Below are 25,478 nucleotides of genomic sequence, written 5' to 3'. Positions count from 1 at the left end.
CCGTTTCTGCGCAATAAAAAGCCGCCAGAGAGAATGAGATATAAAGTCGGTTAACACATTAGGAATACTCTCGTATTTCCGCCTTTTAATGGGCCAGCTTAATGAAGTCTCGGCTATTAGACCGTTGCCTGGGAATATAAAAAAGCCCCCGCGGTGAGGCGGGGGCTGCGATCATAACCTGTGGTTAGATTTATTTATCAAGTGCATAGGCAATGACGTAATCGCCACGGTCCGGCGACTGACGAGCGCCACCGGCGGAAATCACGATGTACTGTTTGCCGGTTGTCGGTGAAACATAACTCATTGGCGTGCCGCCGCTGCCGACAGGCAGGCGCGCTTTCCACACTTCTTTACCGGTGGAGGAGTCAAAGGCCCGTAGGTAGTAATCCTGAGTACCGGCAATGAATACCAGGCCGCCCTGAGTCGCCAGCGTGCCGCCGAGCGTCGGCATGCCCACCGGCATTGGTGCACGCATTTTGATACCGAAAGGCCCGGTATCCTGAACCGTACCGGCCGGCACTTGCCACACCACTTTCTGCGTTTTCAGATCGATCGCCGACAGGGTACCAAACGGTGGTTTCTGGCAAGGAATGCCCAGAGGTGACATGAAACGATTTTTGTTCACGCCGTAAGGCGTGCCTTTTAACGGTACCGCACCCATACCGGCATTGACCGATTCACCGCCATTGCTGGCCGGGGTATTGGCATCGGTTTTTTGCGGGATCATTTGTACCCACAGGCCCAAACGCATGTCGTTGGCGAAGATGTAATGGTTGTTCGGATCGGTCGACAGGCCACCCCAGTTCATGCCGCCCAGAGAGCCTGGGAAACTGAGTGAAATATCGGTGTCCGGTGCGGTAAACAGGCCGTCATAGCGCATGGATTTAAAGCTGATGCGACACATCAGCTGATCAAACGGCGTAGCGCCCCACATGTCGGACTCAGTCAGTTTTTCAGCGCCAATTTGTGGCATGCCGACAGAGAAAGGTTGAGTGGCGGAGTATTGCTCACCGGGGATGGTGCGGGTTTTCACCGGCAGCTCTTTCACTTCGGTCAAAGGCTTCCCGGTATGGCGATCCAACACGAAGATCTGACCGGTTTTGGCACCAATGACCAGGGCCGGTTTGGTGGTACCGTCCTTCATTGGGAAGTCGATCAGGCTAGGCTGCATCGGCAGGTCGAAATCCCACAGGTCGTTATGAACGGTCTGATAAACCCATTTCTCTTTACCGGTGGTGGCGTCCAACGCCAGGATGGAAGCGCCGTATTTGTGATCCAACGCGTTACGGTTAGCGCCCCACAGATCCACCGAGGAGCTGCCCATTGGCAGGAACACGGTGTTCATCGCCGGGTCATAGGACATCGGTGCCCAGGAATTTGGGGTGCTGCGTACAAAGGTCTGGCCGGGTTTTAAGGCCGAGTTTGGATCCTGATTACCCGGGTCGAACGCCCAGCGCATCGCGCCGGTGATCACGTCGAAACCGCGCAGCACGCCGCCAGGCATATCCGTTTGTACGTTATCGGCTACGCGGCCGCCGACGACAACGGTGGTACCCGCCAGGGTGGGTGCGGAAGTCAGCTGATATTTCGGATCGGCCGCATCGCCCAGACCGACTTTCAGATCAACCACGCCCTGGTTGCCAAAGTTCTGACAGAATTCACCGTTATCGGCGTTGATTGCCACCAGGCGCGCATCGATGGTATTCATCAGAATACGGCGCTGGCAACTGTCGCCCGCAGCCAGGGTGACCGGTGTAGCGGGCGTAGAGCCGGGTACGGTCGGTTGTTGCAGGGGCTTGGCAACATCAAAGTAGGCCAGGCCGCGACAACGGTTCCAGACCTGGGATTTCGCGTTGATTTCACGTTTCCAGATCTCTTTACCGCTGTCGGCATCGACGGCAATCACGTTGTTATGCGGCGTACACAGGAAGATACGGTTGCCGATTTGCAACGGCGTTTGCTGATCTTCAGCGCCGTTGCCATCCGGACTCAACGGAGTATCGCCGGTGTGGAAGGTCCAGGCGACCTTCAGGTCTTTCACGTTGTCGCGGGTGATTTGGTCCAGCGCCACGAAGCGGCTGCCACCCGGGGTATTGCCGTAGTTATCCCAATCTTTTTGTTGTTTGCTTTTGTCCACTGGGATCAGCGGCAACGGCTCACCGCTGAAAGCCACGGTAGGGTGTGGCTGGAACATCTGCACAAAGGTGCCGACCATGCCAACGGCCAATACCGCACTTAGCAGGTAAGACAATTTTGCCAACGGCGTTTTGCCTTCTGGCTTACGCAGGGCCGGCCAGCTCAGGAAGGCCAACAGCATCAAACCGGCAGGGACCATCAGCCGCGAAACCAATGGCCAGAAATCGAAACCGGCATCAACCACCGACCAAACCAGCGTGCCGACAAACACCAGCAGGAATAGCGGCACGGCCGAAGATTTGCGACGGAAGAATTGCACGGCGGAAAGCAGAGTTACGATACCGGCAATCAGGAAGTAGCTGCTGCCCCCCAGCGAAACCAGCTTACCGCCAGCGATGGCGAAGAATAGGCCGACAGCGGTAAGGATTATCCCTAATAAACAACACCATAGTTTAAGTTTTATACCCGGACGGGCATTTGATTCAGGCATGTCTGAAAGACTCCAAGATAATGTTTTTCTTCATGTTTACCTCGAATGATCGCGTCCGTACCGTTCCCTGGTGGGGTGAAAGCAGAGCGTAAATCAAACGATGGAATGTCGATATTGTACCATTTGATTCATTATAAAGTTAAGGATATGTTGCCTGCTAACTAAATTCTTAGCCCGAATTGCAACAACTGCAGGGCAGCGTGCTCCATCCTGGAGAGAACGCGGCTTAGGCGTCCAGCAACTCCCCAAGCCCGCAAGGTACCCCCGCGCAAAATTTGTGATGCCTGGTTATTTAAAGGAAGGTAGCAGCCACATACGCCAGCCGTATCTGCTGAACTGCCGCAGTTATTATTTATTGCGTGAAGACAGGATGAGGCACCGCCTTACACAGAAGCAATGGCGAAAGCCTTTAATAGCCCCTGCATCATTGTTGAATGGGATGGGGCATACGCTCGCGTTTTCTGGATTAAAGCTGTGCGTTAATGATGCGGTTATTGACTAATTTATAAACCCTGAGGCGTTTGCTGGAAGTAAAAAGGACGAGTGTTATACAGAGAGAATATACCCCAGTCGCTTTTATATTTTTGCTCTGGCAACGAGAAAGGATTATCAGGTTACTTTTCAGTTTCTTTAGTTACATAAGGTTATAGAAATTAACTCATTACGTTAACATTAGTATTCCACTATGCAGTGCTTCGATTGATTGGGCGTCATCGTTTTACTGTACTGCATAGTGGGCACTATTAAAGCATTATTAATCTTAAAGCGGAAAATCCCAAAAAACGCCGTCCTCTGCTAAATTTCCCGCTATCAATCACCTGTGAATTTTATCGTCCAACCTCGCCGCTATCTGGCTTATTCAACATTCGCGCTCAGGTAGGTTGTCAGCTGTTCCTGACAGAAATCGAGATACGCCCGCACCAGTCGCGAGGGATGCCGTTGTGATGGATAGAGCAAGCTAAGCGTTTGTTCTGGCAACGGGTGAGAAGGTAAGACTGCGCACAAACGGCCGGCGGCGATCTCCTTGTTCGCCATAAAGGGCGGTAACTCAGTGACCGCCTGACCCGCGACGGCTCTGCTGCGTAAAAGTGCGTAATCGTTCGCCACCAGTACCGCCTTCGGCTCAAACACCTGATGGCCCAGCCGCCAGAGGCCACGGGCGCTGGAGTCCGCCGCCCAGCTCGCGCAAGGGTAGCGATGCAAATCCTCCACGCTGGCAGGTTGGCCAAACTGCGCCAGTAATGACGGCGCAGCAACCAGTAGATGCCGATACTTCAGCATTTGTCGTGCCACCATAGACTCATGCACGATGGTGCCGACGCGGAGCGAAACGTCAATGCCATCCTGTACCAGATCGATCCGCCGTTCCGTTGAAAATACGCTAACGCTGATTTCGGGAAACCGTTGCTGGAAAGCCCCCAGCAAGTCCCACCAGGGATCAAAGTTGGGGGGCATCGACAGACGCAGGCGGCCTTTAAGCCGGGTTTCATCGTTCATCACGGCCTGCTGAGCTTCGTTCAGAGCTTCCACCCCGCGGCTGGCATGTTCATATAAACGGCTGCCGGCTTCAGTCAGCTTGATACCGCGCGGCGAACGCTCCAGCAACTGCACGTCAAGTTCGCGCTCCAGCTCACGTATGCGCCGGCTCAGGGTAGGGAGCGGCACATGGGTCTTGTCGGCGGCGGCCGAAAGACTGCCTGCTTGTACGACTGAGACAAACATTTTGGCTGCGTTGAAGTCCATACGACACTCCTCTCATTTATGAGATTGACGTTACCATTTTCGTGTATTCCCCATCAATATTGGAATCTATACAGTTCAACCTATCGGCGAGATAGCTCGTTGATTAACTCACTGTTGAACTGGAGAACGGTTATGAAAGCTTATGTGATTGAACAAGTTGGCGGCCCGGACGTTTTGCAACTGCGCGATATTCCTTCTGTCGCGCCAAAGGCGGATGAAGTTCGCATTCGGGTACGGGCGTTTGGTCTTAACCGCGCCGAAATTTACCGCCGTGCCGGTAAAATGGGCCCGATCGCCGGACAGGTTGTGCCTGGGATTGAAGCCGTAGGCGAAGTGATTGAGGATGCTTCAGGACTGTTTCGCACCGGGCAGCATGTGGCCACCGCCATGGGGGGATTGCAGTTCACCCGCAACGGCAGCTACGCCGAGGAGGTCACGGTGTTACGCAGCAACGTCATCGATTTGGACGGCATCAGCCTTTCATGGGAAGAACTTGCCGCATTGCCGGAGAGCTATCTTACCGTATGGGGGGCTCTGGGCCGCTTAATCGACAACGTACCGGGGCAGACGGTGCTGGTGCGCGGCGCGACCTCTTCGGTGGGTCAGGCTGCCGTGGCCTATGCCAAGGCGCGTGGACAGCGGGTTATCGCCACCACCCGCTCGGCCAGTAACGCAGCCCGGCTGACCGCCATTGGCGCAGATGCGGTGGTGATTGATACCGGTGAAATTGCAGACCAAATACGGGGTGTAGCGCCGGAAGGCGTAGATGTGGCCCTTGAGGTGGTTGGCGCCGCCACGGTGCGCGATAGCCTCAATGCGCTCAAACCTTTTGGTACCGCAGTGGTAATAGGCCTGCTGGGCGGGGCACCGGTGTTGGATAATCTGCATCTGATGAACGATCTTCCCAATGCAACACGCTTGACCTTCTTTGGCAGTGGGTTGCTTGGCACCGCAGCGCTGCCTTTGGCCGATTCGCCGCTGAAGTGGATTGCTCAACAGGTAGCGGACCAGGCCATGCCGTCGCTGCGGGTGAAAACCTTCGACTTTGACGATGTCGCCAACGCTCACCGCATGATCGAGAATGACCGTGCTCAGGGCAAACTGGTGGTTCGCGTCTGAGGCCAGCAAGGACCATGATGGGTAAAAAACAGTGAGGAAGCCTGTGACTGGCTTCCTCATTGGCCTTACTGTTCTGAAAGCTCAAGCTCGGCAATAACCGGCAGGTGATCGCTTGCCGTTGACCAGGTAAATTCAGGCGAATTATGTGGGATAGCCAGATTCTTCACGTTCCACTTTTGCCCCTTAAATGTGAAGATATGGTCTATATCAATAGCGGGATTAACCGCTGGCCAACTGCGAGTATCGGCTCCATCTTTCGCAACTTCATTGAAAAAATAGCGTATTTCTTTCAATGGCTGTTCATCTTGAGTCGAGTTGAAATCGCCGGCGAGGATCTTAATCGAGGAAGCCATATCTTTGAAATCAGATGCGGCATCGCCAATACTCAAATCCAACAGGTAGCGTGCTTGTTCAGTGCGTATTGCCGGATCTTTTTGCCAGTCGAGATGGGTGACCATGATGATTGGCGCTGAATCAAATCCGGGAACCTCAACTTGCGCCAGTAATGTGACGCGCTGTTCGGCATCACCCGAGGGTAATTTCACCACCTGCGAATGTAGAATTTTATATTTGGAAAGCAGTCCTACCCCATACTCGCCGCCATCGAAATCAAGCGCTTTGCCAAAGGCATAATGCATTTTATTGGCATCAGCGATTTTTTTAAGCTGATCGAGTTTTTGACTGCGCTGGGTCTTATTGTCCACTTCCTGAATGGCGATGATATCCGCATCTATTCTTTTAATGGCCGAATTAAGTGCAGTGAAATCGGAGACGGCAGAGGAGGCTTCATTTTTACCGATGTTATAGGTGGCTATCTTCAAATGCGGTTTATCCTGCGTGAAAACCTTGTCTGGCACGCCGCCTTTTTGAACGGCAAGTATTTCATTACCAGCTAGTTTGTCGCTCGCCTGCGCGTTGGCGATAAGGCTGCCCAGCGCCATCATGGTGAATATAACTGTTTTTTTCATGTCACCTAATCTCCCGATAAAATAGATTCCTTAGCAAAGAATACAGAAGAAAAGGGGTGGTTATCGTGATACCTGACTCAAACTTCCGACGCGATGAAAATTAAGGCTAGAATATCTGCCGGCACAGTGCTTTCAGTTATTTAGCGTGGCAAAACGTTGTTGAACCACCTTCAACACCCATTGCCGCAGCCAACGGTGGGCAGGATCGGCCTCCAAACGCGGGTGCCACATCTGTGAAACGGTGATGCTTTGGGTTTTTACCGGCAGTTCAAACATATAAAGCGCAGTGCCCAGCGGTTGATTGATCAGGAAAGAAGCAGGGACCAATGCCACCAGATCGGACGCCTGAGCCACCGCCAGCGCGGCGGGAAAACTCGGCACCACGGCGGCTATTTTTCGCTCCAACCCCAATTCAGCCAATCCCTGATCTACCGGGCCGGTGACCAGCCCACGGCGTGATGCGACCACATGGCCACAGTCGGCATAGGCCCGCGCGGTGATGTCGGCTTTCTGCTCCAACGGATGGCCCTTTCTGACCACCGCGACAAATCGGTCGCGGAACAGTGCCTGCAAGCGAATTTCCGGCCCCATATCCCCCAAAACGCCGATTTCCAAATCAACCCGTCCCTCACGCAAATGGCGGGAGTTTTTTTCCGGTTTGGGCGCAAAACAGAGTCTCACCAACGGGGCTGCCGTTGCCACGGCGGAGATCAGTGCGGCGCCGAATGCTTCGACAAAGCCCTCGTTGGCGCGCAGGGTAAATGTGCGTTCCAACGTTGATAAACTCAGTTCTGAAACCGAGGGGCGCAGTATCGAACGCGCCTCAAATACGGTGTTTTGCGTACGTTCACGAATCTCTTCGGCATAGGGAGTGAGCACCATATTGCGGCCGGCCCTTACCAGTAAAGGATCTCCGGTGACTGCCCGCAAGCGGCCAAGCGTGCGGCTCATGGCCGAAGCGCTGAGGTTTAGGCGGCGTGCAGCTTCGGCCACGCTGCCGAGCGTAAGCAACGCATCGAGCGCAATCAGTAAATTGAGATCGGGTTCTGACATGTCGGGGATCCTGGTTTATTGATAGGAGAGGCGTCCGATGCAGGTGATTAGTACAAATGCTGCGTCTTCCGTAATCTATTTAGCATAGTTATATTTTTTACCGCACATGACAACGGAAACACAGAGGAATACTTTCATGCATGCAAACACCGCCAAAACAGCAACAGACCATGCTGCTCATTGGCGCATACCGGGGATTGGGGGTTGCGATGACTCACGCATCTTGCCGCTAATTGGCTGGACATTTCGGGCTAAAATGATTGCGTAGATCGCGCGTTGTCATTAGTTTTATCTGCCATTACTCAATGCGTTAAGGAAATACCTCATGTTGAAAGAAAACTTCAATGAGCTGCAAATTTTCCTGGTGGTTGCCAGAGAGAAAAGCTTTACCAAAGCGGCGGCTAAGCTGGGGGTTTCTCAGTCGGCATTGAGCCATGCGGTGAAGGCATTAGAACAACGTTTAAATACGCGTCTTCTGACCCGAACCACCCGCAGCGTCGCCCCAACGGAGGTTGGGGAGAAGTTAATCGCCTGTCTCGAGCCACGTCTTGCCGATCTTGAGCATGAACTTGAAATCCTGCTCCAACCAAATGGCACCGCTTCGGGCAATATCAGACTTTCCGCCGGGGAGCATGCAGCGCGATGCCTGCTGTGGCCGAAGCTAAAACCTTTTCTCTTGGAATACCCGGAAATCAATATCGAACTGGTGGTGGATAATGGGTTCGTTGACATCGTGGAAGGGCGTTTCGATGCAGGTATTCGCCTTGGGGAAAGCGTAGATAAGGACATGATTGCCGTAAAAATCGGACCGGACATGCGAATGGTGGTTGTGGGGGCGCCGAGTTACTTTGCCGAGCACGGGATCCCGCAGACGCCCCACGAGTTGCAGCAACATCGTTGCATCAACATGCGGCTTCCTACCGCCGGCGGTTTATACCACTGGGAGTTTGAGAAAGACGGTAAGCCGCTGCGTGTGAAAGTGGAAGGGCAACTGACATTTAATCTGTTGGCAGAGAGGATCGACGCGGCATCGTCAGGGTTTGGTATCGCCTGCGTACCCGAAGATATGATCCAAAACGCAGTCAAATCAGGGGAGCTTATCCAGATCCTGGATGAATGGTGTCCGACATTTCCCGGTTACTACCTCTATTATCCCAGCCGGAGGCAACATCCCCCGGCGTTTGCCTTGTTGATCGATGCGCTGCGCCATTAATGGGGTTTGGCCGGACACCCTTAGTGCTGCGCCGGTGACAGATTGCTGAAGATGCTTTTCCTGCGGACGATGGTAATGCTGCTTCTGCCCAACAAAAAAGCCGATAACAAGCTAATGTTATCGGCTTTTGGCTGCCGGTTAGGGCAGAGCGGGCGGATTAGGCGGCAGGCAACTGCTGCGCGGTTTCTTCCACCAGCGCCAGCAGGACTTTGATATCGTCCAGGCTGACCGTCGGGTTCAACAACGTCATTTTCAGGCAGGTCACGCCGTTAAACTCGGTGACCCCGACGTTGGCGCGGCCAGATTCCAGCAACGCATCGCCGATCCGTTGGTTCAGCAGTGCCACGGCGGCATCGCCGGCGGCGGCTAACTGCTGCGGACGGTAGCGGAACAGCACGCTGGCCAGCTGCGGCTGCATGACCAGTTCCAGCGCTGGCCGATCGCCGATGTAGTGAGCCACCTGTTGCGCCAGCGTTACGCCATGATCGATGATCGCCGCATATTGCTCCTGCCCCAACGCTTCCAGGCCCATCCACAGTTTCAACGCATCAAAACGGCGGGTGGTCTGCAAGGATTTGGACACCAGGTTAGGCACGCCCTGAGCTTCGTCGAACTCGGAGTTCAGGTAGGCCGCCTGATAACGCATCAGTTCATAGTGACGGGCTTCTTTCAGCAAGAAAGCACCGCAGCTGATGGTCTGGAAGAATTGTTTGTGGAAGTCCAGCGTGACGGAGTCCACCAATTCAATGCCATCCAGATAGTCGCGGTACTTCTCGGAAAGCAGCAAGGCGCCGCCCCAGGCCGCATCGACATGCACCCAGATCTGATGTTCCGCCGCCAATTGCGCAATGCCGCGCAGCGGGTCGATAGCCCCGGCATCCGTGGTACCTGCGGTGGCGACGATCGCCAGGATCTGCTCGCCATTGGCCTTGGCCTGCGCCAGTTTTTCGGCCAAATCGTTCAGATCCATACGTGCGAATTGATCGGTTTTCACCAGCGTCACGGATTGGTAACCCAGGCCGAGTAAAGCCATGTTCTTTTGCACCGAGAAGTGGGCATTTTCAGAACATAACACTTTAATCTTTCTCAGATTACCAATCAGGCCATCCTGCTGCACAGAGTGGCCCTGTTTGGCGAAGAAGGCGTCACGCGCCAACATCAGCCCCATCAGGTTGCTCTGGGTGCCACCACTGGTGAACACCCCGGCGTCGCCAGGCTGGTAACCTACCTGGGTACGCAACCATTCAATCAGCTTCATCTCGATGAGGGTCGCTGACGGGCTTTGATCCCAAGAGTCCATGCTCTGGTTAGTGGCGTTGATCAACACTTCGGCAGCCTGGCTGATCACCAGGCTAGGGCAATGCAAATGCGCGACGCACTGCGGGTGATGCACCGACAGGCTGTCTTTTAAAAAATACTCAATGGCGCGTTCGATAGCGACCTGGTTGCCCAGGCCCTGAGGGGTAAAATCAAGCTTGATGCGTTCACGCAGCTCGGCAACGGTTTTCCCCTGATACATCTCGGGTTGTTGCAGCCACTGCACCACGGCCTGACTGCTCTGTTCGATCGCTTGCTGGTACGCCTCGGTGCTTTGCGCAGAAGCGGCCAGAATCGGGTTTAACCGGGACATCGACTTCACTCCACATCCACCGGCTTGATGCCGGCAGCTAACAGGGCCTGTTCAAATTTATCCAGGAAGATAGCCAGTTCGTCGTTAGTGATCAGCAGGGAAGGCAGCAGACGCAGCACGCAGCCGTTACGGCCGCCGCGCTCCAGGATCAGACCGGCTTCGAAGCATTTCTTCTGCAGAAGGGCAGAGAGCTGGCCGTCAGCCGGGTAGCAGCCCATGTGATCCTGCGCTTCGTTCGGTTTCACAATTTCCAAACCGATCATCAGACCCAGACCACGCACATGACCAATCACCGGATAACGTTTTTGCAGCTCGGCCAGCTTGGCTTTCAGCCATTCGCCTTGCGCGGCAACCTTTTCGGCCACCTGGTTATCTTTGAGGTGTTGCAGGGTGGTCAGGCCGGTAGCCATCGCCAGTTGGTTGCCGCGGAAAGTACCGGTATGGTGGCCAGGCTCCCAGGCGTCGAACTGTTTCTTGATACCCAATACTGCCAGAGGCAAACCGCCGCCAACCGCTTTGGACATCACGATGATGTCCGGCTCAATACCGGCGTGTTCGAAGGCGAACAGTTTGCCGGTACGGGCAAAACCAGCCTGAACTTCGTCGATGATCAGCAAAATGCCGTGTTCCTGCGTGACTTTGCGAATACGCTGCAGCCACTCGACCGGGGCCGGGTTAACGCCGCCTTCGCCCTGAACGGCTTCCAGAATGACCGCCGCAGGTTTGCGCACGCCGCTTTCGACGTCATTGATCAGGTTTTCGAAATAGTAAGTCAGCGCTTTGACCCCGGCTTCGCCACCGATGCCGAGCGGGCAGCGGTATTCGTGCGGGTAAGGCATAAACTGGACTTCCGGCATCATGCCGTTAATGGCTTCTTTTGGCGACAGGTTGCCCGTGACCGCCAGTGCGCCATGGGTCATGCCGTGGTAACCGCCGGAGAAGCTGATCACGCCGGTACGGCCGGTATGCTTTTTCGCCAGTTTCAGTGCGGCTTCTACCGCATCTGCGCCCGAAGGGCCACAGAACTGCAGGCAGTATTCCTGGCCTTGACCTGGCAATAAAGAGAGTAAATAGGCAGAAAACTCATCTTTCAACGGTGTTGTAAGATCGAGGGTATGTAACGGCAAGCCGCTGGTAATGACATTTTGGATGCTTTGGAGGACGTCAGGATGGTTATGACCCAGAGCCAGCGTACCCGCACCAGCCAGGCAATCAAGATATTGATTATTCTCAACATCAGTGATCCAAACGCCTTGGGCTTTCGCAATTGCCAACGGCAATTTACGGGGGTAACTCCTGACATTCGATTCAAATTCAGCTTGTCGCGCCAAATATGTTTCGTTATTTACACTTTCTAAATTCACACCGAAATTATCAATACGGACTTTATCCGTCATCATATCTCTCCTACAACTGGGGGTAACAATGACGCCCTAGTTGAATTATTGAATTGAACAATTAACTACCGTGAGAAAAACGGGCCCAATATATGGCTTTTTACCCCCCGGCTCAATAGTTATTTGGCCGGGGGGTATTTATGGTTTTTTTAATAAAAATCAATAAATTGCTTGTTTTGTGGCCAATAATGGCACGATTTAAGGGCGATTGCGGGCTTGACACGGCACAAAAAACCTCCTCAAGAAAAGTAAGGGTACCGGCCCAATACGTTTATTTTGAAGGTAATTTTCAAACAAAGGTCAGCAACATGCGGAAGGAATTTTGAAACAATGTCTTAATATAAATAAGGCATTGCTTAGACATTAACGGACTTTAGCGGAAAAGGGTGCCATTGGCGCATTACCAGGGAATTTCGCCATGACGATCAAAAAATCCTCCCGTTGGGCCATCGTTTGCGATGGAGGCCAGTGCCACGATCGCATCAGTACCCTCGGTTATCGTCTGGCAACCCAGAGGGTTGAGATCGGTTTGGGTAAAGCCCGGGTTAACGGCGTTAATCTTGATTTTCGGCAACGCCTTGGCGTATTGCGTTACCAGCATGTTGAGCGCCGCTTTTGAAGAGGGATAGGCCAGTTGCAATATTCTGGACTCGAAGGTGCCGCTTTTGCCGGTCATGGTATGAAACGAGCCCAGCGAGCTGGACACCATCACCACTCTGGGGTTGGCGGCGGCTTGCAGCAGGGGGAGAAAGGCCTGCATCATGCGAACTACGCCAAAAACCTGGGTTTGGTAGATTTCCGTCAGGGCTACGGCGCAGGTTTCCCTTGGGTGTCCCCAGGGGCCAGAAACGCCGGCGTTATTGATCAGAACATCAAGGCGATCGTGCACCTTGCTGAAATCCGCCGCCGCCTGACGCACTGACTCCTCGGAAATCACATCGATGATCAGCAATTCTGCATGCAGGCCCTGCTGCGCCAGCTCTTGAATGGCCTGTTCGCCGCGCAGGGGATCCCGCGCGCCGAGGACTACGTGCCACCCGCACCCGGCAAGACGCCGGGCGGTTTCATGACCCAGGCCCCTGTTGGCACCCGTAATCAATACGGTGGTTGTCATGGTTATGCCTTGCTCGACAAAATCATGTCTGCGGCTTTTTCACCGATCATAATGCTGGGAGCATTGGTGTTGCCGGTAGGAATGACCGGCATCACCGAGGCGTCGATCACGCGCAGACCAGACAGACCGTGCACGCGCAATTGCGGATCAACCACTGCCATGTTGTCGGTCCCCATGCGCGCCGTACCGACCTGATGGTGGTAGGAAGCCGTCATTCGGCGAATGTAATCGCGCATTTTATCGCGGTTATTCACACCCTCCATGCCCATCTCTTTGCCGCGCCACGGTGCCAATGCGGTTTGCTTCATCACTTCGCGCAACAGCAGGGCCTTGTCGGTCATGACCTCAAGATCTTCGTTTTCAGAATAGACTCGCGGATCCATCAGTGGGGCTTGCAGCGGGTCACGTGAGTTGAGCCAGAGACGTCCACGACTTTTCGGTGCGACCAGACCTGGAGTGACAGTGTAACCCTGGGTAACGCCCGGCATGAACGGCATGGTGAACAGCAGGGACTGGGTGTCCGGTGCGGAAAGCTCCGGGGCTGACTTATGGAAAATCTGCGCTTCGATGCCGGAGGCCAGACCGACAGCCACCGGCTGCGGCGAAGACCAAACCATAGGACACACCAGATGATCGTGCAGGTTTTCACCCACGCCTGGCAGGTTGACCAGGGTCTTAATGCCCATTTTCTCCAGCTGCTCGGCCGGGCCGATACCGGAGTGCAGCAGAATGGAAGGGCTCATCAGTGAACCTGCGCACAGCAGCACCTCATGACGGGCCTCGATGCGATAATCGGTGCCACGATGTACAAAGTGCACGCCGGTAATGTGATCGCCCTGGTTAAGCAGCTTCAATACCCGAGCTTCGGTGATCACCGACAGGTTATCCGCTCCGCGGATGGCATCGCCGTAACAGACCCAGGCGCTGGCCCGTTTGCCGTCTGGCGTCATGGTGTACTGCGGGAAGCTGACGCCGGTGGAATCCTGGCCGTTGTTGTAATCCTGCACCAGCCGCAATCCGGCCTGTTGTCCGGCCTCGACAAAGGCGTGGGCCAATGGCGTCATGGCGGGACGAGATACCTGCAGCAGCCCTCCGGTAGCATGCAGGTTAGACAAGCCATCGATATTGCAGTTTTCCGCTTTGCGGAAATAAGGCAGCACGTCCTTCCAGCTCCAGCCGGTAGCCCCCATCGCCGCCCAGTTGTCGTAATCGGAGGGCAGGCCACGAACGTACATCATGCCGTTAATAGCGCTGGAACCGCCCAGGGTCTTGCCGCGCGGCCAGTAAATATCCTGTTTGCCGGCGTAAATCTGCGGTTGAGTCGAAAAACCCCAGTCAACCGCGGAATGCCACAGCGCCATGGCTTCCGGCGGGTTATGAATGGCCGGCATATCGTCGCGTGGCCCGGCTTCCAGCAGCAGGACCTTTAATCCTGCATCAACCAGCCGGCGGGTCACCACCGAGCCGGCCGAACCGGCGCCGATAATAATGTAGTCGTATTTTTTGTCGTCGCTTCCGGTCCCGGTGCTGCGAGGGGCCGGCTGGCGGGCATAGCCGGAGAAAGGCAGTGCGGCTGCAGCGCTCATTGCCAGACTGGCGGCAATGAACCGACGGCGGCCGGCGTCGGTCTGTAGTTTATCTTGTTTCATGACGATCCCTTTTTATTGGTTTGGACGCGCGGGCTTAGTGAGCGTCGACGTCTTTCAGAGCAATCCAGGTGGCTTTCATTTCGCCGTATTGCCGCATCGCATGTAACGACAGGTCGCGGCCGATGCCTGACTGTTTGAAACCGCCGAAAGGCGAGAGAATATCGCGGGTCAGGAAGTGATTGACCCAGACGGTTCCTGCCTCCAGTTGGCGGGCAACGCGGTGAACTTTGGCGATATCCGGCGTCCAGAATCCGGCGGTTAAGCCGTATTCGCTGTCATTTGCCAACCGGATGGCGTCTGCTTCGTCTTCAAACGCGATGACCGAAGCGACCGGGCCGAAGATTTCGTTTTGCGACGCGGTCATGGTCGGGGTGGCGTTGTCGATAACCGTTGGCCAGAAGAAATGCCCACCAGGTACGATGCTGTCGTCCGCATGGCCACCACAGACGATGCTGGCGCCTTCATCACGCGCGGAGTCGACATAACGCAGGACATTGGCCTGATGCCTGGCATCAATCATTGGCCCCATCATGGTTGCGGGATCGAGTGGATGCCCCGGCTGCCAGCGGTTCACTTCTTCAATCAGCAGCGCGACAAACTGCTCCTTGATGGATGACTGCACCAGCAGGCGGGTCCCTGAGGCACAGACCGCCCCCTGATTGGCGCAAAAGCCCAAGGCGGCAAAACGTGCTGCGCGTGCCAAATCTGGCGTATCGGCAAAAATGATATGCGCGTTCTTACCGCCGCCTTCGAGGTAGGTGCGTTTCATGTTGGACTGGCCGGCATAAATCAGCAGCTGTTTGGCCACCTGGGTGGAGCCGGTAAAGGCCATCACCCGCACGGTGGGGTGCAGCGCCAGTGCCTGTCCGACCTGAGCCCCGCCGGTCACCACGTTGAATACGCCATCGGGGATACCGGCCTGTTGCGCCAGCTGCGCCAGGCGGATACCGGTTAACGGCGCTTTTTCAGAAGGTTTGAACACCACCGAGTTACCCATCGCCAGCGCCGGCGCAATCTTCCAGCAGGCAATCATCAGCGGGTTGTTCCACGGCGTCATCACCGCTACCACACCCAAGGCCTGGTAGGTGATCATGCCGTGGAAGCTGTCGCTGGTAGGGGCGATTTCGCCGGCAATCTTGTCGATCGCCTCGGCGTAATAACGCAGTGCGATCTGCACGTCCTGCATATCCATATCCAGCGACTCATGGATGGTTTTGCCGGTGTCCAGGCTTTCCAGCAGCGCCAGTTCCTCTTGATGCTGACCGACCAAATCGGCCAGGCGCAGCAGGGCGTTTTTGCGCTGTACCGGCGATTGGTCGCGCCAAATTCCGGATGCAAATGTTCGGGCCGCCGCCGCAACGGCTCGATCCACGGTGGCGGCGTCGCAGTCGGCAACCGCCGCTAGCAGCCGACCGTCGATCGGGCTGATATCGGCAAAAGTGGCACCGTCGGCAGAGTCCTGATACTGACCGTCGATATAGGCACGCCCTTCGATCTGCAGTGCGTTTGCCTGCTGCTGCCATTGTTTAAAGGTTTTCGTCTGGCTACTCATAGGGAGTCCTTGTTTCAGTCTGTGGGGATCCTCTTTCGAGGGATAAAGCTAAACTAGCTGTGGTCAGGCTGAACAACCAGAGGGCTTGCCGTATCACACTGGTGCCGAACAGGCACCAATGGATGACGTATATTGTGCTAATGACGAGCGTGCTGAAAGGACGTGAATGTGGACATGATGAATGCATTACGCATATTCAATGCGGTGGTAAAAGGCGGCAATTTTACGGCGGCTTCAGAGGCGCTTGACCTTTCCCGACCGCGCGTGAGCAAGAGTATTGCCGAGTTGGAACAGCATTTTGGCGTGCGCTTGCTGCACCGTACCACGCGGTCGATGACGCTGACGGAGGCCGGGCGGGAATGTTACGAATACAGCCAGCGCATTGCCGGCGAATGCCAGGCGTTGGAAGCCTATATGGGCAACCAGGGGCAGCCCGCAGGCACCTTGCGTATCAGTGCGCCACACCCCTATTGTCGGGCTGAACTGGCAACCATAGTGGCCGGTTATCAGCGTCGTTATCCGCGGGTGTCGGTGGAGTTCTGCCTCAGCGACCAGTTGATCAACCTGATCGACCAAGGGATTGATGTGGCGATCCGCGTGGCCAATCTGTCGGATTCGTCTCTGGTGGCGCGCAAGCTGTGTGAAATACCCCGAATACTTTGTGCGTCTCCCGATTATTTAAAGCACCACGGGACCCCGGACAACCCACAGGCACTGCGGGAGCACAATTGTCTGGTCTACTCACTGTTGCCCCGTGCGGAACAATGGGAATACCTGGATGAGGAGGGGCGTCTGATCGAGGTGCCGGTATGCGGATCGCTGCGAGCCAACAGTGGCGATGCCTTGTTGGCCAGCGCGCTGGAGGGCAGAGGCATTATTCTTGAGCCGGAGTTCGTGGTGAGAGAGGCGTTGGCCAGCGGCGCGTTGATCAGGTTAATGAGGGATTACACCTGGAGCCATCGATCGCTGTATGTGGTCTATGTTAACCGGCGTTATCTGCCGGTTAACATTCGCAGTTTTGTCGATTTTGTCGCGGAGTATTATCGGCAATCCAGATTACCGCCGGGGCAGAAACTCACGGACACCCCGCCGGCTGCCTGAACGCAGGGCTACTCTGCGTCGAACTTAAAGCGCGCGGCTTCGGCTATCAGTTCCCGCGCCAGCGTTTCATTCGCCAATGCGTCCAGCAACAGCAGGTTAAGGCGAGTCAAAAATAGCGCCAGAGGTTCGCCGGTAAACGGCTCGGCGGCCAGATAAAACTGGCTGTACAGCTCATCGAGCTGCTGTTCGGTCAATTTAGCCTGCATCTTTTGCTCCTTGGTTATCGTTCTGCCAGCCGCTGGCCCGCAAGATGGCCTGTTCGATGACGGCAGAGTCCACATCATCACTCTGCGTCCAGCGCCAGCAGACGTGCCCGTCCGGTCGGATCAGATAGAGTGCGCCGGCGGGCCCGCTGTAGGCCGCGTGCACCTGTCCATCAGGATCTTCCACCCATCCGGCAGCACCGGCCTGCGGTTGTCCAGGCCGCCCCAGAGTGACCACGCGCAGCAACGGATGGTCGCTGATTTCCACAGCGCTGGTAGCGTCCTGCGCCGGGAAGCGCAGCAGGGTGAAGAGTCGCGCATCCAGCAATCGGGTCAGGTGGGTTGGCTCACCATTCAGTAACAGGGGGAACTCCGGCAATACCGCGCCGAGTTTGGGCCCTACAGCCGCGGGGGCCGTCACCGTCGGGGTATTCAAAGGCGAATCCCCGTAACAAATGCTGTGGGTCTGACGGGGATTGATCAGCGCGGAAAACTGCGGGTGGCGAGCCGCCAGCGACAGCACCGCATTACGCAGCGTGCTGCCGGCCGGGGTCGCCGGGCACATAAACTCGGCGCTGCGGCTGGCTTGTCCGGCATTTTCACTCCAGGCCTTCTGACGTTCGCTGGAATAACTGGCCAATAGCGACGGCGGCGCCAACCCTTTCAGCACGTAGGCCAGCTTCCAGCCGAGGTTATAGGCATCGTCCAGCCCGCCGTTAAGCCCACGTACGCCGAAAATTGGCACTACGTGCGCCGCATCGCCGACGAACAGCACCCGGTCGTGATGATAGTTGTCCAGCGACAGCGCTTTGGCGTTGTACATGCTGATCCAAATCGGGCGCCATTTCCCTTTTTCACCGACCATATCGAGAAAACTCTCGACGACCGGCAGCACGTTTTCCGGCTTCAGTCCTTCTTCGTCGCTGACGCCGTCTTCCAGCAGGTAATCAATGCGCCAGATGTTGTCCGGTTGGCGGTGCATCCACATTGGGCCAGGGCGCAGGGCGGTTTCGAACCACACGCGCCGTTCTGCCGGGGTCTCGCTTTCCAATTCAATATCTATGATGGCGAAGCGTCCATGATGCACATCCCCCTGCAGATGCAGGCCCATTTGTTCCCGCACCCGGCTGCGGCCACCGTCGCAGGCAATCACCCAGTCGGCTTCTGACTGGTAATCGACCCCGACAGCATTCAGTGACAATGTCACACCTTCGTCATGATGCACCAGGCTCTGGAGTTCGGTACCCCAACGCAGTTCGATCAAATCCTCATGGCGCAGCACCTCGTCCAGCAAAAATTGCTCAATATAATACTGCTGCAGGTTGATCATCGCCGGAAACTGCTGGTTATCATCCACCAGCATGTCGAACTGCATCACCATCTCGCCCTGATAAAAGCTGCGTCCACGGGTCCAGGCGAGACCCTTGCCGACAAAGATGTCTGCCAGCCCCAGTTTGTCGAGGATCTCCAGGCTGCGGCGGGAGATGCACGCCGCCCGGCTGCCGGTGCATACCTGGGTATCATTCTCCACCACCAATGAAGCGATGCCTTGTTTCGCCAATGCCAGCGCCAGCGATAAGCCCACCGGTCCACCGCCGACAATCACCACCCGATGCCGACGCTGTTCACGGTTATCGTGCAGCGACGGTAGCTTGACCGCATATTGTTGATAGCGGAATTCACCAATCACGTTTTCTTGTTGCATAAAGATTCTCCTTGTCGTTGCCGGTTACTCCGCCACAGGGGCGATCAACTCAGAAAAGGGATGCCGGATCTGGCCCGCCTGCATCGGCATTACCCAATCGGGAAGTTGCTGCGTGATTTCCACGTCCATCAACACCGCTTTTTCAATAAAATGCGCCAGATGCTCCATCGCTTCGGGCCGGGCATCGTGCAACACCATCACCGTCCAGGGCTGATTGGCGATATCTTCCAGCGCACGCGCCACCCAGGCGTCGGTCGGCAGTTCCCAATCCCGCGGTACCGAGTTCCACAACACCAGACTGAATCCTTGCTGTTGCAGCACCTCAACCGCCTCTTGATTCAACACGTGCGGTCCGAGGATCCCTTTACCGGCATAGGGGCGAAACAGCGGCGGCGACTCGGCGTATTGACCCAGTCGGGCCTGGCCTTCGGTAATTTCGTGACGGGCAAAACCCGGTGCCCCCAGCCCCAGCGGCAGAGAGTGGGTCAGGGTATGAATGCCGACCCGGTGACCGGCGTCTTTCACCGATTTAACCAGAGCTTCACCGCCAGGCGCGGAGATCTTTTCGCCGATAGGGAAGAAGTTGGCCAGAATGCGGAACTCCTGCAGCGTCTTCAGCACCAGCGGGGTTCCCTGGGGATGGGGACCGTTATCAAAGGTCAAAGTGAGTTTTTTATGCATGTTCCTGCTCCTGAGAAGTGGCCAGCATCAAATCAACTGCGCGCTCTGCCACCATGATAGTCGGTGCATTGGTATTGCCTGCCGGGATGCGCGGGAAAATCGACGCATCAGCGATACGCACTCCCGCCAGGCCACGCAGGCGAAGTTCCAGATCCACCACGGAAGTCGCGGGATCTGCCCCCATGCGGCAGGTACCGGTAGGGTGATACTCCGTTTTGCCATGCTCGCGCACGAACGACGCCAACTGTTCATCGCTGTTCAAATTCGGCGCGGGCAACAGAACCTGATCAATCAGTGACGCCAACGCCGGGGCCTGGAACAGCTGCAAGCCAAGACGTACCGCTCTGACCTGCGCAGCGACATCTTCCGCTGTCCCCATATAATTGAGGCTGATGCGCGGTAACGAACGTGGATTGCCGTCGCGCAACCGGACTTCACCCCTGGCCTGTGGCCGCAGGTGCGCCAGCTTGAGGGATAGGGCATGCTGGTTTTGCGCCTGTTTTCCCTTGTCGTCGACGTTATCCGACGCCGCCAGCCCCATCAGCTGCACATCTGGCCGATCGTCGTCGCCGGTGGCGAAAAAACCGCCGCACTCCAGCAGGTTGGAGGCGCAGATACCGCGTTTGAACAGCAGCCATTCCAGACCGTTCGCCAACGCCTTCAGGCCTTTGTCTTGCCCGAGCAGGCTAATCGGCTTTCGCAGGCTGGCAATCAGCGAAAAATGCAGATGATCCTGCAGGCGTTGGCCGACCAGAGGGCTGTCGACCAGGAGTTTGACGCCGACTTCGCGCAGATGCTCCGCTGGACCGATGCCGGACAGCATCAACAGTTTTGGGGTTCCGATGGCGCCGGCGCATAACACCACTTCCCGGCTGGCCAGCGCCTGTTGGCGTTTCCCCTCGGCGTCAGTAAATACCACGCCGGTAGCACGATCCTGCTCCAGCAACAGGCGCTCAACCAGCACGCCGGTCATCACCTGGAGATTCGCGTGTTGGCGCACCGGTGCCAGATAGGCCACCGAGGTGCTGCAACGGTGCCCCTGATAGGTGGTAGTTTGATAGAAGCCTATGCCTTGCTGGCTGGCGCCGTTAAAGTCATTGAGATAGGGATAACCCAGCTCCTGACCGGCTTTGACGATGGCGTAGCTGAGCGGATGGCGATAACCGGAGTCGCTGACTTTCAGGTGGCCGCTATCGCCGTGATAGTCGTCGTGCAGGCTTTGGTTGCATTCCGACCGGATAAAATAGGGCAGCACATCGCGATAGCCCCAGCCGGTACAGCCGTCCTGGGTTTCCCAATCGTCATAATCCCTGGCATTGCCACGCACGTAGAGCTGTCCATTCACCGAGCTGCCACCGCCCAGCACACGGCCCTGCGGTACGCTCATCGATCGATTGGCCATGTGGGGTTCGGCATCGCTTTGATAGGGCCAGACCAGCTTGCCGACAATTTCCGGAAATCCGGCCGGCATGCGGATGAAGATCCCTTTGTCTTCTGGCCCGGCCTCCAGCAGCAAAATGCGCGCCGAGGTTCTTGCCGCCAACAAACCGGCAACCACGCAACCGGCAGAACCACCGCCGACCACAATGTAGTCGTACCTTTCATTCTCTTTCATGCTCTCTCCGTGCAGATGAGGGTGGAAAATTTGCGATGGAAGAAAAATATATTTTTTAATATAAAGAATATTTTTTGTTGATGTCACTATTTTTTGTCGATAGCATGACATTTATGCAACATCCCACGGCTCAGTCATGAGCTGCCTCGCTAGAAGGAGAGAACGGTTATGGATGTGAGACTGGCTGATAAACGCGCCCTGGTATGCGCTTCCAGCAGTGGTTTGGGTTATGCCTGTGCCGCAGCCCTGCTTAGAGAAGGGGTCAGCGTCTGGATTAATGGCCGCGACGAAGAGCGCCTGCTGGCTGCGCAGCAGCGGCTTAAGGCTGAGACCGGCGGGCGCGTTTTTACTGTCGCCGGTGACATAACCACCCTACAAGGGCGCGAAGCCTTACTGGCTGCCTGCCCGGATGCCGATATTCTGGTCAATAATAACGCCGGGCCACCGCCGGGGAATTTCTTTGAGTTTGACGAGCAGACCTGGCTGTCGGCGCTGCAAGGGAATTTGCTGGCACCGCTGATGTTGATCCGCGCCTTGATACCGGGGATGCGCGAGCGGAAATTTGGCCGCATCATCAATATCACCTCGGCGATGGTCAGTACGCCGCGGGCGCACATGACGCTTTCCGCTGCGTCCCGCGCCGGTCTGACGGCCGCCTGTAAAGGGTTGTCCCGCGAATGCATTGTCGATAACGTCACCATTAACAATTTGCTGCCGGAACGTTTTGATACGCCTCGCCAGCAGCAGATGGCGCAGGTGGCGATGAAACAGAGCGGCATTACCTTCGAACAGGCGCGCCAACGACAGATTGACTCGATCCCCGCCGGTCGCATGGGCCAGCCTGCCGAATTCGGCGCGGCCTGTGTTTACCTGTGCAGCGACCTGAGCGGCTTTATTACCGGGCAAAACATGCACCTGGACGGCGGCGCCTATCCAGCGTTGTTATAACCGTACTGCGAGATAAAACAGCGAATGAACAGCAAACAAACAGAAAACCTGCAATTGCAGAATGGGACTTTCAAAAGCCTGAGCGGCGCCGCCGTGGCGCTGATCCGCCGTCGGATTATCAACGGTGAATACTCGCCGGGCAGCAAACTGGTGATCGGCAATATCGCCGGTGAATTGGACATCAGCCCAGGGCTGGTGCGTGAGGCGCTGTCGCGGTTGGTGACGGAAGGGCTGGTGACCGCCCACGAGCAACGCGGTTTTCGTGCCAGTGAGGTATCACTCAGCGAACTGAAAGACATTACCGCCAATCGACAACTGATCGAAACCCATGCTTTGCGGTTAGCGATTGCCAACGGCGATGCCGAATGGGAAGCGGGGATTATCGCCGCCTTTCACCGACTGACGCGCTGCCCGCGCATGGATGACGAAGATCACTCGGCAAACTGGAGCCAGCTCCATTACAGCTTTCATCGCAGCCTGCTGATGGCCTGCAATTCACCGTGGATGCTGCGCTTTTCCGACTTGCTGTTCGATCAGTCGGAGCGCTATCGCCGCCTGCGGTTCGGTTATGAGCTGGAAGGGATGGATTCACCGCGCGATGTCGACGGTGAGCATCAGGCCATCATGGATGCGGTGCTGGCGCGCGATGCCGACCGCGCCGTCGAGCTGCTTAGTCAGCATTATCAAAGCACCGTGCAGCGGATTATCAACCAGGCCGACAGCACCATATTCAACGGCGCGGCTGCGTCCCCGGAGGCCAAATGAAGATCGTCAGTTTTATTAGCCAGGGGCGTGCAGGTTATGGCCTGCTGCGCGGAGTCGACGAGATTGTCGACTGCAGCCAGTCATTGCCCTATCCGGACGTGCGTAGCGCGTTAGTCGCCGGCAGTTTTAACGTGTTCCTGCCGTTTGTGAATGCGCCTGCCACCCTGAAAGCCAGCGAGGTCAGTTGGTTGCCGCCGGTGCCCAACCCGGACAAAATTATTTGCGTGGGGCTGAATTACCGCCCGCACCTGCTGGAAACCGGCCGGGAGGAACCCGATCGGCCAACGCTGTTTTTGCGGCTGCCTTCTTCGCAGGTCGGACATCAGCAGCCGCTGCTGGCACCGCCGGAGTCGTCTCAATTTGACTATGAAGGCGAGCTGGCCGTGGTGATAGGTAAAGGGGGGCGCCGCATTGCCCAGCGCGATGCCATGCAGCATATCGCCGGTTACGCCTGCTACAACGACGGTAGCGTGCGCGACTGGCAGCGGCACAGCTCGCAATTCACTCCCGGTAAAAACTTCCGCCACACCGCGGCCTTTGGTCCCTGGCTGGTCAGTGCCGACGACATTCCCGACCCGCGTGCGCTAACGCTGGAAACCCGTCTGAACGGGCAGGTGATGCAACAAGCCTCTGTCGATGACCTGATTTTCTCGATTCCGGCGCTGATCGAGTATTGCTCGGCATTTACCGATCTGCTGCCCGGCGATGTGCTGGTGACCGGTACGCCCGGTGGCGTTGGCGCATTCCGACAGCCACCGGTCTGGATGAAAGCGGGGGATCGGGTGGAGGTTGAGATTGCCGGTATCGGCACCCTGAGTAACCCGGTGATTGACGACGCCTTAGGGCGTTAAAGGACTCTTTTCCGACAAACGAGGTGGATTACGATGGCTGATATCAAAGTGCTTCCACAGGTTTCCGCCTTTCTGGCGCAGGAACATGGGCAGTTTATCGATGGACAACTGATCCCGGCGGCGGGCGGGCAACGCTTGCCGGTAGTCAATCCGGCCAATGGCCAGACGATCGCCAACGTGGCTGGTGCCACCTCCGACGAAGTGGAGCAGGCGATGCAATCGGCTGACCGGGCGCTGAAGGGCGAATGGGGAAAAAGCCTGCCGGCCCAGCGTCAGCAGATACTGTTACGCTTTGCCGATCTGCTGGAGGCCCACAGAGAGGAGATTGCCCAGTTGGAAACCCTGACCAACGGTAAGCTGATCGGTTCCTCCAGGCTGTTCGAGGTTGACCATACCTGCGTTTTCATCCGGTATTACGCCGGTTGGGCCACCAAACTGCATGGTGAAACCCTCGCGCCGTCAATCCCTTCGTTTAACGGCGAGCGATATACCGCGATGACTTACCGCGAGCCGGTGGGCGTGGTGGCGGCCATTATTCCCTGGAATTTCCCGGTGATGATCGCCATTTGGAAAATTGCAGCCGCCTTGTGCACCGGGTGTTGCATCGTGGTCAAACCCAGTGAGTTTGCACCTTTGACCCTGCTGCGTCTGGCGCAGTTGGCCCATCAGGCCGGGGTGCCTGCGGGCGTGTTCAACGTGGTCAATGGCGAACGCCAGGTGGGGCAGTGGCTGATCGAGCATCCACGGGTCAATAAAGTCAGTTTCACCGGTTCGGTTCCGGCCGGTATCGCGATCGGCCAGGCGGCGATAAAAGCCGATTTGACCCGCATCACCCTGGAGTTGGGTGGAAAAAACCCGGCGGCGTTTCTTGCCGACGTCGATACCCAGCGGGCGGTGGACGGCATTATGCTCGCCGGGCTGGTGCATCAGGGGCAGGTCTGTTCCTCTGCCGAGCGGTTTTATATTCATGCGTCGCGCTTCGACGAGATTGTCGAGCAGGTTATCGCCCGGGTCGAGGCGCTGCAAATAGGTTCGCCGATGGACGAAGCCACGCAGTACGGTCCGTTGGCTAACCAGGCGCATTTTAACCGCATCAAGGCGATGTTTGATCAGGCGCACAGCCATGACCAGGTACTGAGTGGCGGTACGGTGCTGGACGGAGAGGGGTTCTATGTGACCCCGACGGTGATCCGCGCCACCGGTCAGGACGATCCGCTGATGCGTGAAGAAGCCTTCGCCGGCGTGCTGAGCTTTATGCCGTTTGAGGATGAAGAGCAACTCTTGCATTTGATGAATGATTCGTCCTATGGCCTGTCCGCCAGTATCTGGACCAATGACTTCAGCAAGGCGATGGATTTGATGCGGCGGATTGAGGCCGGGATGGTATGGGTAAATTCGCACACCATTATGGATCCGGCGGTGCCGTTCGGCGGGATGAAAGCCTCCGGTATTGGCCGCGAGTTCGGCAGCGCGTTTATCGAGTCCTATACCGAACTTAAATCCGTCATCATGTGCTACTGAATCCCACGGAAACGGGGCCACGGC

20 protein-coding genes are annotated in these 25,478 nt (G+C 56.4%); 7 read left to right on the top strand and 13 right to left on the bottom strand.

What is annotated here, in order from left to right:
* Nucleotides 1-190: 190 nt before the first annotated feature.
* Together AC1RKC_RS01625 and AC1RKC_RS01620 are read right to left on the bottom strand one after the other, a co-directional pair.
* Nucleotides 191-2,626, bottom strand: coding sequence for a glucose/quinate/shikimate family membrane-bound PQQ-dependent dehydrogenase (locus AC1RKC_RS01625; RefSeq protein WP_046373565.1), 2,436 nt, complete (start codon nt 2,624-2,626; stop codon nt 191-193).
* An 855-nt stretch (nt 2,627-3,481) separates the two neighbouring features.
* Entirely contained in the window at nt 3,482-4,369 is an 888-nt protein-coding gene (locus AC1RKC_RS01620; protein ID WP_493092204.1) for a LysR family transcriptional regulator, read from the bottom strand.
* 132 nt (nt 4,370-4,501) lie between these two features.
* Here AC1RKC_RS01620 and AC1RKC_RS01615 point away from each other — a divergent pair, with 132 nt between their 5' ends.
* Nucleotides 4,502-5,488, top strand: a complete 987-nt coding sequence (locus AC1RKC_RS01615; protein ID WP_234530971.1) for a zinc-binding dehydrogenase — start codon at nt 4,502-4,504, stop codon at nt 5,486-5,488.
* Nucleotides 5,489-5,553: 65 nt separating this feature from the next.
* On the opposite strand, the gene AC1RKC_RS01610 is transcribed toward AC1RKC_RS01615, so the two are convergent.
* Together AC1RKC_RS01610 and AC1RKC_RS01605 are read right to left on the bottom strand one after the other, a co-directional pair.
* Nucleotides 5,554-6,456, bottom strand: coding sequence for an endonuclease/exonuclease/phosphatase family protein (locus AC1RKC_RS01610; RefSeq protein ID WP_234530972.1), 903 nt, complete (start codon nt 6,454-6,456; stop codon nt 5,554-5,556).
* 132 nt (nt 6,457-6,588) lie between these two features.
* Entirely contained in the window at nt 6,589-7,509 is a 921-nt protein-coding gene (locus tag AC1RKC_RS01605) for a LysR family transcriptional regulator (protein WP_234530973.1), read from the bottom strand.
* 325 nt (nt 7,510-7,834) lie between these two features.
* Here AC1RKC_RS01605 and AC1RKC_RS01600 point away from each other — a divergent pair, with 325 nt between their 5' ends.
* Nucleotides 7,835-8,722, top strand: coding sequence for a LysR family transcriptional regulator (locus tag AC1RKC_RS01600; protein ID WP_262244179.1), 888 nt, complete (start codon nt 7,835-7,837; stop codon nt 8,720-8,722).
* Between the two features lie 157 nt (nt 8,723-8,879).
* On the opposite strand, the gene AC1RKC_RS01595 is transcribed toward AC1RKC_RS01600, so the two are convergent.
* The 5 genes from AC1RKC_RS01595 to AC1RKC_RS01575 form a co-directional block, all read right to left on the bottom strand.
* Nucleotides 8,880-10,352, bottom strand: coding sequence for a pyridoxal phosphate-dependent decarboxylase family protein (locus tag AC1RKC_RS01595; protein ID WP_258089687.1), 1,473 nt, complete (start codon nt 10,350-10,352; stop codon nt 8,880-8,882).
* Between the two features lie 5 nt (nt 10,353-10,357).
* Nucleotides 10,358-11,749 (bottom strand): diaminobutyrate--2-oxoglutarate transaminase, encoded by a 1,392-nt coding sequence (locus tag AC1RKC_RS01590; protein ID WP_373417525.1) that lies wholly within the window; start codon nt 11,747-11,749, stop codon nt 10,358-10,360.
* 400 nt (nt 11,750-12,149) lie between these two features.
* A complete protein-coding gene (locus tag AC1RKC_RS01585; protein ID WP_020826884.1) occupies nt 12,150-12,863 on the bottom strand; it encodes an SDR family NAD(P)-dependent oxidoreductase in 714 nt (237 codons plus the stop codon).
* 2 nt (nt 12,864-12,865) lie between these two features.
* Nucleotides 12,866-14,512: a GMC family oxidoreductase gene (locus tag AC1RKC_RS01580; RefSeq protein WP_115058827.1), complete on the bottom strand. Its 1,647-nt coding sequence runs from the start codon at nt 14,510-14,512 to the stop codon at nt 12,866-12,868.
* A 34-nt stretch (nt 14,513-14,546) separates the two neighbouring features.
* Nucleotides 14,547-16,064: an aldehyde dehydrogenase family protein gene (locus AC1RKC_RS01575; RefSeq protein ID WP_187962892.1), complete on the bottom strand. Its 1,518-nt coding sequence runs from the start codon at nt 16,062-16,064 to the stop codon at nt 14,547-14,549.
* 174 nt (nt 16,065-16,238) lie between these two features.
* Between AC1RKC_RS01575 and AC1RKC_RS01570 the strand changes: the two genes are divergently transcribed.
* Entirely contained in the window at nt 16,239-17,165 is a 927-nt protein-coding gene (locus AC1RKC_RS01570; RefSeq protein WP_020826887.1) for a LysR family transcriptional regulator, read from the top strand.
* An 8-nt stretch (nt 17,166-17,173) separates the two neighbouring features.
* Here AC1RKC_RS01570 and AC1RKC_RS01565 read toward each other — a convergent pair whose 3' ends face one another.
* The 4 genes from AC1RKC_RS01565 to AC1RKC_RS01550 are packed head-to-tail and all read right to left on the bottom strand — an operon-like array spanning nt 17,174 to nt 21,369.
* Nucleotides 17,174-17,371, bottom strand: coding sequence for a hypothetical protein (locus AC1RKC_RS01565; RefSeq protein WP_020826888.1), 198 nt, complete (start codon nt 17,369-17,371; stop codon nt 17,174-17,176).
* On the bottom strand, nt 17,361-19,073 hold the full coding sequence (locus AC1RKC_RS01560) for an FAD-dependent monooxygenase (RefSeq protein WP_258089685.1): 1,713 nt from the start codon (nt 19,071-19,073) through the stop codon (nt 17,361-17,363). The genes AC1RKC_RS01565 and AC1RKC_RS01560 overlap by 11 nt, the downstream gene beginning before the upstream one ends.
* Nucleotides 19,074-19,097: 24 nt before the next feature.
* Nucleotides 19,098-19,754, bottom strand: a complete 657-nt coding sequence (locus AC1RKC_RS01555; protein ID WP_020826890.1) for a polysaccharide deacetylase family protein — start codon at nt 19,752-19,754, stop codon at nt 19,098-19,100.
* Nucleotides 19,747-21,369, bottom strand: a complete 1,623-nt coding sequence (locus AC1RKC_RS01550) for a GMC family oxidoreductase (protein WP_261447295.1) — start codon at nt 21,367-21,369, stop codon at nt 19,747-19,749. The genes AC1RKC_RS01555 and AC1RKC_RS01550 overlap by 8 nt, the downstream gene beginning before the upstream one ends.
* A gap of 168 nt (nt 21,370-21,537) precedes the next feature.
* On the opposite strand from AC1RKC_RS01550, the gene AC1RKC_RS01545 reads away from it, so the two are divergent.
* Genes AC1RKC_RS01545 through AC1RKC_RS01530 form a run of 4 tightly spaced genes read left to right on the top strand, consistent with a single transcriptional unit; the run spans nt 21,538 to nt 25,454 of the window.
* Nucleotides 21,538-22,317, top strand: a complete 780-nt coding sequence (locus tag AC1RKC_RS01545; RefSeq protein WP_020826892.1) for an SDR family oxidoreductase — start codon at nt 21,538-21,540, stop codon at nt 22,315-22,317.
* A 24-nt stretch (nt 22,318-22,341) separates the two neighbouring features.
* Nucleotides 22,342-23,082, top strand: coding sequence for a GntR family transcriptional regulator (locus tag AC1RKC_RS01540; RefSeq protein ID WP_048758932.1), 741 nt, complete (start codon nt 22,342-22,344; stop codon nt 23,080-23,082).
* A complete protein-coding gene (locus tag AC1RKC_RS01535) occupies nt 23,079-23,933 on the top strand; it encodes a fumarylacetoacetate hydrolase family protein (protein WP_493092205.1) in 855 nt (284 codons plus the stop codon). Before AC1RKC_RS01540 ends, AC1RKC_RS01535 begins: the two co-directional genes overlap by 4 nt.
* A gap of 33 nt (nt 23,934-23,966) precedes the next feature.
* On the top strand, nt 23,967-25,454 hold the full coding sequence (locus AC1RKC_RS01530) for an aldehyde dehydrogenase family protein (protein ID WP_493092206.1): 1,488 nt from the start codon (nt 23,967-23,969) through the stop codon (nt 25,452-25,454).
* Nucleotides 25,455-25,478 lie beyond the last annotated feature (24 nt).

This window comes from Serratia sp. GW822-FHT06E05 (assembly GCF_058799445.1).
The sequence above is the reverse complement of the archived record's forward strand: the minus strand, read 5'-3'. Positions and strand labels throughout refer to the sequence as shown.

What these genes read in the sequence shown, in the direction of transcription:
- AC1RKC_RS01625 (WP_046373565.1), bottom strand. Translation starts at nt 2,626, where the DNA reads ATGCCTGAATCAAATGCCCGTCCGGGTATAAAACTTAAACTATGGTGT.
- AC1RKC_RS01620 (WP_493092204.1), bottom strand. Translation starts at nt 4,369, where the DNA reads ATGGACTTCAACGCAGCCAAAATGTTTGTCTCAGTCGTACAAGCAGGC.
- AC1RKC_RS01615 (WP_234530971.1), top strand. Translation starts at nt 4,502, where the DNA reads ATGAAAGCTTATGTGATTGAACAAGTTGGCGGCCCGGACGTTTTGCAA.
- AC1RKC_RS01610 (WP_234530972.1), bottom strand. Translation starts at nt 6,456, where the DNA reads ATGAAAAAAACAGTTATATTCACCATGATGGCGCTGGGCAGCCTTATC.
- AC1RKC_RS01605 (WP_234530973.1), bottom strand. Translation starts at nt 7,509, where the DNA reads ATGTCAGAACCCGATCTCAATTTACTGATTGCGCTCGATGCGTTGCTT.
- AC1RKC_RS01600 (WP_262244179.1), top strand. Translation starts at nt 7,835, where the DNA reads ATGTTGAAAGAAAACTTCAATGAGCTGCAAATTTTCCTGGTGGTTGCC.
- AC1RKC_RS01595 (WP_258089687.1), bottom strand. Translation starts at nt 10,352, where the DNA reads ATGTCCCGGTTAAACCCGATTCTGGCCGCTTCTGCGCAAAGCACCGAG.
- AC1RKC_RS01590 (WP_373417525.1), bottom strand. Translation starts at nt 11,749, where the DNA reads ATGACGGATAAAGTCCGTATTGATAATTTCGGTGTGAATTTAGAAAGT.
- AC1RKC_RS01585 (WP_020826884.1), bottom strand. Translation starts at nt 12,863, where the DNA reads ATGACAACCACCGTATTGATTACGGGTGCCAACAGGGGCCTGGGTCAT.
- AC1RKC_RS01580 (WP_115058827.1), bottom strand. Translation starts at nt 14,512, where the DNA reads ATGAAACAAGATAAACTACAGACCGACGCCGGCCGCCGTCGGTTCATT.
- AC1RKC_RS01575 (WP_187962892.1), bottom strand. Translation starts at nt 16,064, where the DNA reads ATGAGTAGCCAGACGAAAACCTTTAAACAATGGCAGCAGCAGGCAAAC.
- AC1RKC_RS01570 (WP_020826887.1), top strand. Translation starts at nt 16,239, where the DNA reads ATGATGAATGCATTACGCATATTCAATGCGGTGGTAAAAGGCGGCAAT.
- AC1RKC_RS01565 (WP_020826888.1), bottom strand. Translation starts at nt 17,371, where the DNA reads ATGCAGGCTAAATTGACCGAACAGCAGCTCGATGAGCTGTACAGCCAG.
- AC1RKC_RS01560 (WP_258089685.1), bottom strand. Translation starts at nt 19,073, where the DNA reads ATGCAACAAGAAAACGTGATTGGTGAATTCCGCTATCAACAATATGCG.
- AC1RKC_RS01555 (WP_020826890.1), bottom strand. Translation starts at nt 19,754, where the DNA reads ATGCATAAAAAACTCACTTTGACCTTTGATAACGGTCCCCATCCCCAG.
- AC1RKC_RS01550 (WP_261447295.1), bottom strand. Translation starts at nt 21,369, where the DNA reads ATGAAAGAGAATGAAAGGTACGACTACATTGTGGTCGGCGGTGGTTCT.
- AC1RKC_RS01545 (WP_020826892.1), top strand. Translation starts at nt 21,538, where the DNA reads ATGGATGTGAGACTGGCTGATAAACGCGCCCTGGTATGCGCTTCCAGC.
- AC1RKC_RS01540 (WP_048758932.1), top strand. Translation starts at nt 22,342, where the DNA reads ATGAACAGCAAACAAACAGAAAACCTGCAATTGCAGAATGGGACTTTC.
- AC1RKC_RS01535 (WP_493092205.1), top strand. Translation starts at nt 23,079, where the DNA reads ATGAAGATCGTCAGTTTTATTAGCCAGGGGCGTGCAGGTTATGGCCTG.
- AC1RKC_RS01530 (WP_493092206.1), top strand. Translation starts at nt 23,967, where the DNA reads ATGGCTGATATCAAAGTGCTTCCACAGGTTTCCGCCTTTCTGGCGCAG.